Origin of the sequence: Caulobacter segnis (genome assembly GCF_023935105.1) — a bacterium.
Classification (GTDB): Bacteria; Pseudomonadota; Alphaproteobacteria; order Caulobacterales; family Caulobacteraceae; genus Caulobacter; species Caulobacter segnis_B.
In genome coordinates, this window is the sequence record NZ_CP096040.1 from 2,271,000 (window position 1) to 2,285,673 (window position 14,674).

General features: G+C 65.8%; 7 protein-coding genes and 1 pseudogene. 4 read left to right on the forward strand and 4 right to left on the reverse strand.

Annotation, left to right across the window (positions count from 1 at the left end):
• Nucleotides 1-92: 92 nt before the first annotated feature.
• Both MZV50_RS26705 and MZV50_RS26710 read right to left on the reverse strand, forming a co-directional pair.
• The gene (locus tag MZV50_RS26705) at nt 93-1,247 is read right to left on the reverse strand and encodes a methyl-accepting chemotaxis protein (protein ID WP_436792226.1); all 1,155 of its coding nucleotides are present in this window, start codon (nt 1,245-1,247) and stop codon (nt 93-95) included.
• Nucleotides 1,230-1,979, reverse strand: a pseudogene (locus MZV50_RS26710) (MCP four helix bundle domain-containing protein); the annotation flags it as partial. The pseudogene MZV50_RS26710 and the gene MZV50_RS26705, both read right to left, overlap by 18 nt.
• A 252-nt stretch (nt 1,980-2,231) precedes the next feature.
• Between MZV50_RS26710 and MZV50_RS11035 the strand changes: the two are divergent.
• The 3 genes from MZV50_RS11035 to MZV50_RS11045 all read left to right on the forward strand — a co-directional run bounded on the left by MZV50_RS11035 (nt 2,232) and on the right by MZV50_RS11045 (nt 6,127).
• Complete coding sequence (locus MZV50_RS11035) at nt 2,232-2,840, forward strand: CerR family C-terminal domain-containing protein (RefSeq protein ID WP_252634619.1); 609 nt, start codon at nt 2,232-2,234, stop codon at nt 2,838-2,840.
• Between the two features lie 145 nt (nt 2,841-2,985).
• Complete coding sequence (locus MZV50_RS11040) at nt 2,986-3,351, forward strand: response regulator (protein ID WP_252634620.1); 366 nt, start codon at nt 2,986-2,988, stop codon at nt 3,349-3,351.
• 109 nt (nt 3,352-3,460) lie between these two features.
• Nucleotides 3,461-6,127, forward strand: coding sequence for a glycoside hydrolase family 3 protein (locus MZV50_RS11045; RefSeq protein WP_252634621.1), 2,667 nt, complete (start codon nt 3,461-3,463; stop codon nt 6,125-6,127).
• A gap of 45 nt (nt 6,128-6,172) precedes the next feature.
• On the opposite strand, the gene MZV50_RS11050 is transcribed toward MZV50_RS11045, so the two are convergent.
• Nucleotides 6,173-9,136: a glycoside hydrolase family 31 protein gene (locus tag MZV50_RS11050; protein WP_354668933.1), complete on the reverse strand. Its 2,964-nt coding sequence runs from the start codon at nt 9,134-9,136 to the stop codon at nt 6,173-6,175.
• Nucleotides 9,137-9,507: 371 nt separating this feature from the next.
• On the opposite strand from MZV50_RS11050, the gene MZV50_RS11055 reads away from it, so the two are divergent.
• A complete protein-coding gene (locus MZV50_RS11055) occupies nt 9,508-11,406 on the forward strand; it encodes an NPCBM/NEW2 domain-containing protein (protein ID WP_354668934.1) in 1,899 nt (632 codons plus the stop codon).
• Between the two features lie 175 nt (nt 11,407-11,581).
• On the opposite strand, the gene MZV50_RS11060 is transcribed toward MZV50_RS11055, so the two are convergent.
• A complete protein-coding gene (locus tag MZV50_RS11060; RefSeq protein ID WP_252634622.1) occupies nt 11,582-14,554 on the reverse strand; it encodes a TonB-dependent receptor plug domain-containing protein in 2,973 nt (990 codons plus the stop codon).
• Nucleotides 14,555-14,674: the final 120 nt, after the last annotated feature.

Consider the following 14,674-nt stretch of genomic DNA (forward strand, 5'->3'; position numbering starts at 1 on the left):
GAGTCCTTTCATGCTTGGCTGCCAACGCAGAAGGCGGCGGATTGGTCCACCGCCTTCGACAACCTGCTCCGGCCGGCTTTCGCCGAAACCCTTTAGGCGTGGCGGCGCGCGAAGGTGGCGACGCGGGCCTGCGCCTGGGCCACGGTGAGCTGCGCCGAAGCGTCCTGGCCGGGTCGGGACGGCTGCGGGCGCGCCGAGGCGTGCTGCTCGACGTTGAACCGGGCGACCAGTCCCACCAGCTTGCCGGTCTCTCCCCTGAGGTTGGAGACGGCGGCCGTGGCCTCTTCGACCATCGCCGCGTTCTGCTGCGTGACCTGGTCCATCTGGTTCACCGCCGCGTTGACCTGGTTGAGGCCCGTGGCCTGCTCCTGGGACGACTGGGCGATCTGGCCGATCAGGCCATCGATCTGGGCGACCTTGTCGACGATGTCGTTCAGCGCCCGCTCGGTGTCGCCGACCAGCTTGACGCCGCGCGAGACGTGAGCCGAGCTGCCGGCGATCAGGTCCTTGATCTCCTTGGCCGCCTCAGCCGAGCGTTGGGCCAGGCCGCGGACTTCCTGAGCCACCACGGCGAACCCTCTGCCGGCCTCGCCGGCGCGAGCCGCCTCGACCCCGGCGTTCAGGGCCAGGAGGTTGGTCTGGAAGGCGATTTCGTCGATCACCCCGATGATGCTGTTGATCTGGCTGGAGCTCTGCTCGATCTCGACCATGGCCGAGACGGCGTCGCGCATGACCTTGCCCGAGTTGCTGGCGTCGCGTCGAGCCTGGGCCGCGGCGTCCGAGGCCTGGCGGGCGCCGTCCGCGCTGACCCGGACCGTCGCCGTGATCTGGTCCAGCGCCGCGGCGGTCTCTTCCAGGTTGGCGGCCTGCTGTTCGGTGCGCCGCGACAGATCGCTGGACGCCGAGGCGATCTCCTCCGAGCCGCCGCGAATGCCGCTGGTGGATTCCGAGATCGCCGTCATCGCGGTGCGCAGGCTTTCGACGGCCGCATTGAAGTCGGACTTGATCTGCGCGTACTGGCCATCGAAGCGGGCGTCGATGCGGGTGGTCAGGTCGCCGGCCGCCAGACCGCTGAGGCTGGTCGCCAGGGTCGAAACGACCATGCTCTGCTCGGCCTCGTTGGCGCGTCGCTGCTCCTCGGTTCGGCCGCTGGCCGCGTCGGCCTCGATCTTCAGCCGCTCGGCGTCGGCCGCCAGCGTTCGCGCCTTGAGACCGTTGTCCTTGAAGATCTGGACGGCTTGAGCCATGACCCCGACCTCATCGCGACGCTGTTGGCCTGTGACCATGACGTCCAGGTCGCCGCCGGCCAGGCCCTCCATGTCGCCAGCCAGGCGCTTCAGCGGACGGGCGATGGCTGTCGCCGACATCCAGAGGGCCGCGCCAACGCCGGCCGCCACGGCCAGACTTGCGATGACCAGCAGGCTCCAGGCCGTCCGTTTCGAGAAGGCGCTCAAGGCGTCCGACTCGGTCCCGACGCTGTCGACGCTCTCATCAACCATCTTCATGTTCAGGGTGGTGTAGTCCGCGATGACCGGAACGGCCTTCTCCAACTCAGCCCTCGCCTCGGCCTTGCGGCCCTGCTCGGCCAGGGCGACAGCGCCGTCCATGGCCGTCATGGCGCGTCGCAGCTTTTCCCTCATTTCGGCGAAGTCGGCCGCCTGATCCGGCAGGCCCTCGGCCGCCGCTTCGAGATTTTTCGCTGCGCCGGCTCGCGCCTTCCTGTAGTCGGCGATCGCTTCGGACGAATGCCTGGGATCCGAACTCATGACGCTCAAGGCCGTCGAATAACCCATCTGGCTGATAGTGCGATTGGCGCGGACCAGCGCGACCTGCGCCGGTAAACGATCGTCCGTCATCACCGAATAAGCGCTGTCGAGGCCAATGACCTGCCTCGCCCCGTAGCCGGCCACGGCCAGACAGATCAGCCCAAGGGCCATGACAAGGATCGAGATCTTCGTGCCGATCTTGAGGTTTTCCAAGGCTTAACGCAGCTCCAGCTGATGCGCCGTTCTCGCCCCGATGCCCGAGCCGTCTCCACGCGCAAGTTATGCAAAACCCGTGTTTAGCATCCGGGTTAATATTTTCTTGCGCGGGTAAGGGCGGTCGCTTCTACCAAGGGTGTTTTTCTGCGGGCCCGCCTGGGGATCGGGCGTTTGACTTCGCGACCGGGTCGCAACATCGTCCGATCGATGAGACGTCGATCCGAAGAGAGCGCGCGTGAAGACGCGGCCTTGACACGCGGCCGCCTGCTGGAGGCGGGCGTCAAGGTGTTCGCACGCAGCGGCTACGAGGAGGCCAGCGTTCGCGAGATCGCCGCCATGGCCGGCGTCACCGTCGCCATGGTGGGATATCACTTCAGGGGCAAGGAGGGGCTCTATCTCGCCGTCGCCAACGACATCGCCCGGGCGGGGATGGAGATCATCGGTCCCGCCCAGAGGATGGGGCGGGAGATCCTGCAGCAAGGCCTCGTGGACCGTCCGGTGCTGGTCGCGACCATCAGCAAAATGCTGCGCGCGCTTCTTGAGGCTCACAACGAAGACGGCAGCCTGGACTGGGCGCGGATCCTGCTGCGCGAACAGCTCAATCCCACCCACGCCATCGACGTTCTGCACGAAAATCTCACCAAGCCCTACATCACCACCCTGGCGGATCTGATCGCCGCCCTGGAGGGGCGCGCGGCCGAGCACCGCGACATGATTCGCGCGCTCTCCCTGACGGGACAGATGATCGTCTTCCGGACCACCCGTCATGCTTCGACGAGGCTCCTGGGCGGCGAGGAGCGCAGCCGGGAAGATTACGAGGCGATGATGCGGCTGGTCGAAAGACAGCTCGAAGACTGATGCGCCCTCGCTAGGGCGCGTCACAGGGCCCGATCCGACCGCCAAGCCGGTCAGCCGTTGAACAACGCAATCTTAAGTCTTTTTGCTAAACAACGGTTTGGCAAATTGCGCGGGCAAGGCGCTTTGAGAGCAGGATAGAAGAGCCGTGACCGCGATTCTCACCGTCGACGACTCCGTCAGCATTCGTCAAACCGTCAGGATGGCTCTGAGCGGTGAGGGCTACGTCGTGACCGAAGCCGTCAACGGCCAGGACGGTCTGGAAAAGAGCGGGGCCGGCGGCTTCGATCTGATCGTCACCGACCTGAACATGCCGGTCATGGATGGGCTGGCCATGATCCGCGAGCTGCGCAAGCGTCCTGCCGGGGCCGGCGTGCCGATCCTGTTCCTGACCACCGAAGCCGACCCAGAGATCAAGGGGCAGGCCAAGGCCGCCGGCGCGACCGGCTGGCTGAACAAGCCCATCGACCGCCAGCAGCTGGTGCGCGCCGTGAAGAAAGCCCTCGTCAAATAGGCGGCCATCGCCGGCGCTCCGGGTCTGTCGGAAAAGTAGACAAGACGGCGGAGTTCGGGCAGTGATTGCGTAAATGATAGCGCTACCAAGAGCGCGCGGGAGGACGGCCATGAAACGCGACTTCAAGGGAGCCGGGCGGTTGTCCGGCCTGGATTTTGGCGTGCGGGCGATCGCCGCGCTGGCTTTGCTGGCCACGCCCTCCGTTTCCGCGAGCGCCGTGGCGCCGGCCGACACGGCCCCGACCTACAGCGATACGAACCTGACGCCCGAGCAGCGCGCCAAAGACCTCGTCGGCAGGATGACGCTGGAAGAGAAGTCGCTTCAATTGGGTCATGCCGCGCCGGCGATCCCTCGTCTGGGCGTGCCGCAATACAATTGGTGGAACGAAGGCCTTCACGGCGTCGCGCGAGCTGGTATCGCGACCGTGTACCCTCAGGCGATCGGCATGGCCGCGTCGTGGAACGCGCCTCTGATGGAGCAGGTCGGTGACGCGGTCAGCACCGAATTTCGCGCGAAGTATTTGGAACGGGTTCACCCGGACGGCGGCGCGGAATTCTACCGTGGACTGACGGTGTGGTCGCCGAACGTCAACATCTTCCGCGATCCGCGGTGGGGGCGTGGTCAGGAGACCTACGGCGAGGACCCCTATCTCACGGGAAGGATGGGCATCGCGTACATTCACGGCCTGCAAGGGCATGATGCGAAGTATCTGAAGACCATCGCGACCTCGAAGCACTTCGCCGTGCATAGCGGCCCGGAATCGAACCGGCACCGGGAGGATGTGCATCCCTCCGCCCATGATCTGGAAGACACCTATCTTCCCGCCTTCCGCGCGACGGTGACCGAGGGTGGCGCGCAGTCGGTCATGTGCGTCTACAACGCCGTCTATGGCGTCCCCGGCTGCGCCAGCGACCTCCTTCTGTCGCGAACGCTGCGGCGGGACTGGGGCTTCAAGGGCTATGTGGTTTCCGATTGTGGGGCGGTCGCCAACGTCTATCGCGAGGACAGCCTGCACTACACCAAGACCGCGCCCGAGGGCGTGGCGGCCAGCCTCAAGGCGGGCACGGACCTGATCTGCGGCGACTATCGCAACAACATGACCACCGAGCCCGAGAACATCGTGGCCGCGGTTCGGGCCGGTCTCATGCCCGAGGCGACGGTCGACCAAGCCCTGGAGCGGCTGTTCACGGCCCGCATCCGTCTTGGCCTCTTCGATCCGCGGGGGACTGTGTTTCCTGGGATCACCGCCCAGGACTACAACACGCCAGATCACCGCGCGCTTTCGCTCCAGATGGCGAAGGACTCGATGGTTCTCCTGAAGAACCACGGTGATCTGCTGCCGCTGTCCACGCCGCCCAAGACCATCGCCGTCATTGGGCCGAACGCGGACAGCTACGACGTGCTGGTAGGCAACTATTATGGGCGGCCGACGAAGCCGGTGACCGTGCTGGACGGCGTTCGCGCGCGCTTTCCCGCGTCCAAGGTTCTGTTCGCGGAGGGTTCCGGGCTGATCGGGCCGGCGGAGGAGCCCGTGCCGGATTCCGCCCTGTGCGCCGACGGCGACTGCGCGACCAAGGGCCTGAAGGCCTCGTACTTCTCCGGTCCGGCGTTCAGCGGGACCGAGGCGGTCCGCGTGGAGCCGAACGCGCGGGTCAGCTGGAGCGGCGAGGACAAGAACGCCAGCGCCCGTTGGACCGGTTATCTGACCGCGCCCGAGACCGGAGAGTACCGTCTTCGGTTCGCCAGCGAGAACGGCTATCGGATCTGGATCGACGACCAGTTGATCGTCGACGAGTGGCAGGTCGGCGACGCGCCATCGATCGCGTCCGGCCGCGTAAAGCTGAAGGCCGGACAGCGATACGCTCTGCGCGTGGACGCGGTGCAGCGCGACGCCACTGGCGATCAGCGGCTGGTTTGGAGCCGACCTTCGGCGAATGGCGACGACGCCGTCGCCGCGGCGCGACAGGCCGACGTCGTCATCTTCGTCGGCGGTTTGTCGGCGCGCATCGAGGGCGAGGAGATGAAGGTGGAAGCCGACGGGTTCGCCGGCGGCGACCGGACCAGCCTGGATCTGCCAGCCCCTCAGCAAAAGCTGCTGGAGCGAATTCACGCCACCGGCAAGCCCGTCGTGCTGGTGCTGATGAACGGTAGCCCGTTGTCCGTGACTTGGGCGGACAAGAACGTCCCCGCGATCGTCGAGGCCTGGTATCCGGGCGGGGAAGGCGGCGCGGCCGTGGCCGCCCTTCTTTCTGGCGACTTCAGTCCCGCGGGACGCCTGCCGATCACCTTCCACAGGTCCGCGGACGACCTGCCGCCGTTCGGCGACTATGCGATGACGGGGCGCACCTACCGCTATTTCAAGAAGCCGGTGCTTTATCCGTTCGGACACGGGCTGAGCTTCACCAAGTTCGTCTATGACGCGCCGACGGCGTCGAGCGCGGCGATCAAGGCGGGCGCCGCCGTTCAGGTCTCGGTCCGGGTCGCCAATACCGGCGGTCGCGACGGCGACGAGGTCGTGCAGCTGTACGTGGAAAAGCCCGGCGACAAGGCCGCTCCAACGCTCGCCGGTTTTACGCGCATCCACCTGACGGCCGGCGAAAGCCGGTTGGTGACCTTCGATCTCGATGCGCGCCGCCTGTCCCAGGTGGACGATCACGGCGTTCGAAAGGTCGTCCCAGGCTCCTATACGGTCCATCTGGGCGGCGGCCAGCCAGGCCACGCCAAGACCGTGAAGCTTGGCCTGTCGGTGACTGGCGAGGACATCCTGCCCCACTAGACCGCCACCTTCCGTGCGACGCCTCCAGCCTGGGGGCGTCGCGCGCTAGCCGGTCTTGCCGAACCTGACGGTCTTGGCCGCCCCGTCATAGATCACGCGACGCTTGATCTCGACGGGCGCGGATGTTCGAGCGCCGACGATCAGCGTGACATCCAGCTGCCGTTGCCTGACCAGGCCCGGATAGGATCCCTGGCGGGCGCCGATGGTCAGGGTTCGCGCCTTGTCGTTCCAGACCAGATCATAGGTCGCGCGCTGGCCCTTCTCGTAGGCGTAGGTCTCGTTGTCGTCCTCATAAACGGTGAAGCGCCCGTCGGCCCCGGCATAGACCTTCACGTCGTAAGGGGCGCCGGGCCGCTCGGTGGCGTATTGGACGTCCGGTCCCATGGGAACGATCGACCCGGCGCGGACATAGAGCGGTATCAGGTCTAGCGGCGCGTCGCGGGAGACCGTTTCGCCGCCCTTGTGGCGGGCATTGCTCCAGAAGTCGTACCAGTCGGCGCCTTTGGGCAGATAGGTGGCGACGGTCAGGTTGCGTGGCGCGTTCTCGACGCTGGCCGCCGCGCGCAGATCCGAGGGCTTGCGCCAGGTCAGCCGCAACACGCGATTTCCGTCGACCTGATGGTAGTCGATCCGCAAGGGCAGGCGCTCGCCCTTCTTCATCATCCGCCTGACGTTCCGTTGACGTTCGGCGCCGGCCGACCAGTCGTCGATCACCTTCTCGCCGGCGAGGAACAGGCGGAAGCCGTCGTTGCCGGCGACGCCGATCTCGTACTCCCCGTCCTCCGGCGCGACGATCGCGCCCTCCCAGCGGGCGGAGAAGTGCTGCAGGCTGGTCAGCCCGCCCGGGATTTCGGCCAGCGGCGGGTCCGGCCAGTCGTGATCGACCTTTTCGTCGACCAGCGCGCCCTTCGGGGTCTCGAAGTTCTCGCCTTCGAAATACCGCACCGCCAGGCCGGCCTTGCCGTCGGGCGTTCGGAGGTTGGCGTTGGGCACGGGCGCCGATGGCGGGGCCGTCACGTGGTACATCGGCCGCGTCACCGGATGGACCAGGAAGGCGGGGCCGAACATGAAGCTGTCGTTGATCCGATCGAGCGCCCGGTCGTCCGGGAAATCCATCATCGATGGCCGCATCAGGGTGTAACCGGCGGAGGTGACCTGCCAGCTAAGTCCGTAGATGTAAGGCAGCATCCGGTAGCGCAGCCGGGCGCTGCTTAGCAGCGAGGCGTAGACCTGCGGGGCGAGCGTCTTGAACCGATAGGGCTCTCGCTCGACGTTGGTGCCGTGGATGCGCATGATCGGGTTGAACGCGGCGAACTGCGCCCAGCGCGCATAGAGTTCGCGCCAGGCGGCATTTCTTTCTCCGCCCGGAAACTCGCTGACGAAGAAGCCGCCGGTATCCTGTGTCCAATAGGGATTTCCGGTCACGGTGACGTTGACGCCGCCGGCGACCTGCTCGGCGAACGTCTTCCAGCTGGCGAAAATGTCGCCGCTCCACGACGCCGCCGCGGTGCGCTGCGCCCCCGCCCAGGCCGAGCGGGTGAGGGTGAAGACACGCTTGTCGGACGTCGCCCGCTGGCCGTCATAGGTCCCCTGGGTCGTCATCAGCGAATAGGGATTCAGATAGCGGGTGAAATCGCCCAAGGCGTTGGAGCCAAGGGCTTTGGTGTCGCGGATGTTGTCCGCCGCGTTCCACATGGCGCTGGAGACTTCGATCTCGGTGCCGTCCATCCAGAGGGCGTCGACGCCCTTGTCGAGCAGGCCGGATTTGATGTGCTTGAAATAGATCTCTCGGCCTAGGGGGCTGTAGGCGTCGTAGACCCGCGCGTGCTTGGAGATCCAGTGCAGCGGTTTGAAGCGCAGGCCCTGGGCGTCGAGTTCGTGGGCCAGGGCGGTGTCGTCGCCGATGGAGGGCCATATCGACACCATCAGCTTCATGTTGAGATCATGGATGGCGCGGACCATCCCTTCCGGGTCGGGATAGCGGACCTTGTCCCAGGTCATGCCGCTCCAGCTGCCGTCCTTGTCCGAGCCCCAGTACTGCCAGTCCTGGACGATGTAATCGAGCGGGAAGCCCTCCTTGCGGAAGGTGCGCGCGACCTCGACCAGTTGGTCCTGGGTCTTGTAGCGCTCCTTGCTCATGAACAGCCCGAATGCCTGCTTGGGATACATCGGGGCCTGGCCGGTGAGATCGCGATAGGCGCCGACCACCGCGTCCGGGGTGTCGCCGCCCATGAAGTAGTAGTCGACGCCGCCGGGCGCGCTCTCGGCCCACAGGGTCGCTTCTCCCGCGTTCTCCTTGAAGCGCATCTGGGAATAGGTGTCCCACATCACGCCGTAGCGGCGCGAAGACATCATCACGGGAATGATGATGCCGACATTGGTCTGAACCAGCAGAAGGTCCTTGCCGCGTCGGTTGCTGGCGCTGTCGGCCGTGAAGCCAAACCCGTAGATCGCTTCGTCCGGACGCAGGGCGAAGCTGTTCTGCGCCTCATACGTGGGCGCTTCGGAGATGGTGCGGGCCGTCAGGCTCTGAGGCGTGGCGCGGCTTTCTTCGGTGTAGAGCTTGCCGTGCGCATCGAAAAACCGCAGCGCGCCGGTCGCCTTGCTGACCTCGACCCGCAGCTTGGCGCTGGCCAGGGTCAGGGTGGTCGGCGTTTCTGCGATCTTGAGCGCCACGGGCCCGGGCGGCGCGATCACGACCAGGCTGGACGCCGTCCAATAGTTGCGGCCGAGGTTGGCGTTCACCCGCACGGTGTTGGGCGCATAGAAGATGATGTTCTTGGTGACGCCGTCGAGGCGAACCTGGACGCCGCTTTCAAGCCGGACATAGCTGAAGCCCGCCCGGCTTGGCGCGGAGATCGCCAGGAGATGTCCGTTGCGATCGAGGCCGCTGGGCGCCTCGGTCGACGCGGTCATGGGCGCGGGCGCGGCTTGGGCTCGCACGACGACCGGGGCCGTCACGCCAAGCCAGGTCAGGGCGATCATCAACGCGCGGTTGGCTGCTGGCATACGGATGCTGTCCCTTTTCACGATCGACTTTCGGGCTGTCGGCCAAGGCGATGATGGGTCGTTTCCTCTGGGACGGGCCGTTCTTGTCCGGCTATTGGCTGCCGTTTGCAGGGGAGCTCCCGCCCTCACGGCGCGCAAGATACCGGGGATAGTGACAAATGATAGCGCTAAACACGCCAAAATCCGCAGGGCTGGGCGACCCGCGATCTGCCGAGCAAGGTTATTCTTGTCGGAGTAATGTAGGGCGGGCTATTTCAGTCCTCGGACAGCGCCATCCGATCGGTCACCTTCGCTCGTCGGGTGATGTTTCTCGGCGTTGCCACATGACATGTGCGCGGGCTGACGCACGAAAACAGAAAAGGGCGGAAGCGATGCGGAAGATGCTGACTGCGGGGGTGATCGCCGCGCTGCTTGGGCCATCCATCGCCGTCGCCCAAGGTGACCCCTTGGCGCCGACCGGTCGCTGGTCGGCGAACATGGCGGGACGCGCGTCGACGCCCCCCATGGGATGGAGCACCTGGAACGCCTTCGCCACGGACATCGACGAAGACAAGATTCTGGGCTCGGCGCGACAGATCGTGGACAGCGGTCTCGCTGCCAAGGGATACCGGTACATCAACATCGACGATGGCTGGGCGCTGAAGCGCCGGATGCCGGACGGGCGGATGATCATCCGCGATGACAAGTTTCCCTCGTCGCGCGTCGGCGGCGACGCCCCGAGCTTCAAGCCGTTCACCGAGAAGCTCCATGCCATGGGGCTCAAGGCCGGCATCTATTCCGACCTTGGGCGCAACACCTGTTCGGAAGCTCATTCGCCGACCGACACGGACCTGCCCAAGGGGACCGTTCTGGAACGCGAGGTCGGGCTCTATGGGCGGATCGACCAGGATATCGCGTTGTATTTCAAGGACTGGGGCTTCGACTTCATCAAGGTCGATGGCTGCGGCCTCCGTGACTACGCCCCGCAAAGCGAGCGCGTGCGGTCGGGCAAGTTCCGGGCGTTGGGCCCGTTCCTGGATTCTAGCGAGGTGATGCGGACCAACATCGCGGCCATTCAGGCGATGTTCCGGCAAATCAACGTGGCGCTGACCCGGGAAAACCCCGACGGCGACTATCTGCTGTCACTTTGCGTTTGGGGCGCCGCGAACGTTCGGGCCTGGGGAAAGGACTACGGTGCGATCTCGCGCACCAGCGACGATATCTCGCCGGCCTGGGGGCGGCTGCTGGTCAACTACGACACGACCGTGACCCGGCCGCTGTATGCTCATCCGGGCTCTTGGAACGACCCCGACATGTTGCACATCGGCGCGGGCGACTTCGACGCCGACCATCTGACCGAGGCGCGCTCGCATTTCGCCCTCTGGGCGGTGCTCAACGCGCCGCTGATGATCGGGACGGATCTTCGCAAGACGCCCCAGGCCTTGCTGGATGTCTTCGGCAACGCCGACATCATCGCGCTGAACCAGGATCCGGCCGGCAACCAGGCGACGCTCGCTCACGATTCCAGCGACGTGCAGATCCTGGTGAAGACCTTGGCGTCCGGCGACAAGGCCGTGGCGATCTTCAACCGAGGATCGGGCGACTATGACGTCGACCTGAGCGCGAGCCATCTGAAGTTCAGCCAGGACGCGCCGATCGAGCTGGTCGACCTATGGAGCAAGCAAGTCAGCACCTTCACCAAGCGGACCAGGCTCCACGTAAAGCCCCGCGAGACGTTGATCTTTCGAGCGCACGGCAAGCACGCCCTGCAAGGCGGCTACTATCTGTCGGAGCAGCCAGGCAGCGTGAACCCTGCGGTCGACGGCGTCCTCTATCCCACGCCCGATCCGTCGATCTTCCGGACCGGGGCGGGCTGGGGCGGCACCGGCGGAGCGGGCGACAGGCCCTCGTACGCGGGGTGGGGCGGGGCCCGCGCCGACAGCGCGCCTTACGGCCAATTGTTGCAGATCGCGGGCCAGCGCTTCACCGCGGGCATCGGGATCCTGGCCAACTCGCGGCTGGAGGTGCGCAATCACGGCGCCCAGCGCTTCACCACCTTGGTCGGCGTCGACGACAGCGCGAGCGACAAGGCCAGTGACGTGACGTTCGCCGTCTATGGCGATGGCAAGCTCCTAGCGACCAGCAAGGCGACGAAGTGGGGCATGCCCGCCCAGTCGATCTCGGTTCCGGTCGCCGGCGTGAAGCTCATCGAACTGGTCGCGCGCAGCCCTCGCGGCGACAACCAGCGCCTTCCGGTCACCTGGGGCGAAGCCGCGCTTCTGGAACGCTGACGGTCTTCAAGGCGGCGCCCGGCCTATCGCTGGGCGTCGCGACATTTCCGAGAGCAGACGCTTCGCCTCCCTCTTCTCGTAAGGAGAGGGGAGGCGAGCGCGAAACGCAAATCGCCGCCGACATCGCCAGGACGATGTCGGCGGCGACCAGCGCCTTCAGGAAGAAAGCGCGGCTCTAGAAGCTGAAGCGAACGCCCGCGCGGTACATGCGGCCGACGATGTCGTACAGCGCCGGGTTGGCGTAGTTGGGCGACTTGGCCGGATCGCGGTCGAACAGGTTGTCGACCTTGAAGTAGGCCGTCACGTCCTCGCCGATCTTATAGGTGCCGCCCACGTCCATGTAGAATGCGCCCGGCATGAAGTTCTTGTCGATCGTCGGGGCGTTGGGCGTCGAGACCGGGCAGCTGCCGGGCGCGCAGACGACGTACTGGTTGCCGTAGTTGCCGTCACTGAACCAGCGTTCCTGCAACGTGACCGAGAAGCGGTCGGTCTCGTAGCTCTGGATCGCCAGCCACTTCCAGTCGGGCGTGTTGCCTTGGTTCACCCCCGCGGAGTCGACCGGCACGGTGCCGGGCAGACCGGTGTCCGTCCAGAAGTCGCGGATGTGGGTGGCCAGGGCGCGCAGGGTGAAGTTGCCCGGCAGGCCCAGCGGCTGTTGCCAGCGATAGCTGGCCTCGATGTCGAAGCCGCTGGTCTTGATCGACGCCAGGTTGAAGGACTGGACGTTGATATAGTTCGGGCCGTTGGGGTTGTTGAGATTATACGAGCCGCAGGTCTCCGGAATAATGTTGCGGACGCAGTAATCGACGATCTGAGCCGCGCCCAGGCTGGAGACGACGTCGTCGACCTTGATCTTGTAGTAGTCGAACGAGGCGCTGAAGCCCGGCAGCCAGGACGGGTTGGCCAGGACCACGCCGACCTGGGTGTTGCGGGCGATTTCTGGCGTCAGCTTCGAATTGCCGACCACGTTCTGGATCGCCACGACGTTACGGTTGTTCACCGGGTCGAAGAAGTTCGGCAGGGTCGTGGTGACTGGCGCGGCGAACAGTTCCGACAGGTTGGGCGCCCGGACGTCACGCGAGGTCACGCCGCGGAACCGCAGGCCGTCGAACGGCGTGTCCCAGGTGCCGCCCGCCTTCCAGGTCCAGATGGTGCCCGAGGTGCTGTAGTCGGTCACCCGCGCCGCGGCGTTGAAGTTGGCGCGGCCGACCTTGTCGTTGTTGAACAGCGGCAGGTCGATTTCCAGGAAGGCTTCCTTGACGTTGTAGACGCCGTCGCCGTTCTTGTAGTTGCCCGCGTGCCAGTTGTTGCCCAGCGTCGACATCAGCGGATCGGCCGGATAGGCGCCGCCGTTGGGGCTGCGATCGGCGATGCCTGCGCCGTACGGGTCGGCGCGGACGGTGTAGAACTCCCGACGGTATTCGGCGCCGAAGGCCACCGACAGAGGACCGGCCCAAAGATCGATCGGCGCGCCAGAGAAGTTCAGGCTGGCCACGTCCTGGGTCATGCGCATGCGCTGGAAAGGACCGGCGGCCGGCTGGACGTACTCAAGCGCCGCGGCCGAGGGCGGCTTGCCGCCGAAGATGTTCAGCGGCTGGCAGCCGTTGGCGCGCGCCACCGGATCGGCGCAGACGATCGCGCCGTTCAGCGTGATGGCCTGGATGGCCTGGTTGAAGTGCGGCGTCAGCAGAATGTGGTCGACGTCGATGGCGGTCTTGTTGACCCCGTGCTCGTAGTAGGCGTCGTAGCTCCAGTTCTTGCTGAAAAGATCGAACTTGCCCTTCAGCCCGCCTACGACGCGATACATGCGACGGTCGGTGTGGACCTTGGTGTTGGGCAGAAGCGCGTTGCTGGTGCCGAACTGGAATTGCGTGATGCCCGCCGTCGCGCAGGCCGCCTGGACCGAGGCCGGCAGGTAGGGATTGGCGCATTGCAGCGTCAGGCCCGTCCGGTTCATGCCGTTGACGGGCTGGTTGCTCGTCTTGACCTGGCCGAGGTTGAACGAGACGTAGGCCTCGTTGTTCTCGGCGAAGTCGTAGCCGATGCGGCCGTAGCCCACCTTGCGCTGGATCGCCGACTGCAGCGTGCGGCCGCTGTCGACATTGCCCGACAGATCGCCGCCGATGCAGAAGCCAGGAAGGCAGCCATTGACGGCTCCGCCCGCGGTCTTGGATGGCACGCCGTTCGAGCCGTACTGGAACTGGAATGGCTGGCCGCTCTGGTCGAACGCGATGCCCTGCAGCGGTCCGGCCGTGATCAGGCCGTACTTGGTGTAGGCGTAAGGCTGGGCCTGGTCGCGCATCAGGTACTGAGGCGAGCCGTCATTGAAGACGTTGCGATTGATCATCGTCGTCTGCGTGAACCAGTGACGGTCGCCCGCCAGATCCAGGCCGAAGTCGCCCGGGCCGACCCCGTTTTCCTTCGCCCACTCGACACTGCCGACCAAATGCAGGCGGTCATCGGCGAAGCTGCGACCGCCCGCCAACTGCACCAGGCCCTGCTTGTTGTCGTCGTACTTGGAGATGCCCGCCTGAACGTTGCCCTTCAGGCCGGTGAAGCGGGTGTCGGTGATGAAGTTGACGACGCCGCCCACCGCGTCCGAACCGTACGAGGCCGAGGCGCCGCCGTTCACGACGTCGACGCGCTGGATCAACAGTTGCGGGAACAGGCTGACGTCGGTGACGCCGGTATAGTAGGCCCCGACCACGCGCTGGCCGTCCAGCAGGGTCAGGGTTCGGATCGTGCCCAGGCCGCGCAGCGAGAACGAGCTCAGGCCCTGCTGGCCGCTCGAGGTGCTGAAGGTGTTGGTCGCCGAGCCGCTCGACCCCTGCAGGGACGGCAGCTGGACGATGGTGGCGAAGATATTGGGCTGGGCGTTGTTCTGGATCTGCTCTTCGCCGATCACCGACGTCGGCGTCGGCGCGGTAAAGCCCGTGGTCTGGATGCGCGTGCCGGTCACGACGATCTCGCTGACCGTGGCGGTTTCCGGCGCCGGCGGCGCGGCGGTCTGCGCCAGGGCGGGGCTGGCGATCATGGCCGCCAGCAGCGCCGCCGCGCCGGCCGAGCCGAGCGCCTCGCCCTTGATTTGCCGGACTAGATCGCCGCGACGGGCGCGCGAATCCGAACGGTCTTCGCCGTATGAGAACATTTCCATCCCTCCCTGGGCGTCGTTGATCGACGCGTTTGACGCCTGGCCACGACGCGCTCAGCGGTCGATGGTAGCGTTATCGTAAAACTGCTATGCCTGCTGTTACGGCAAGTCAATACT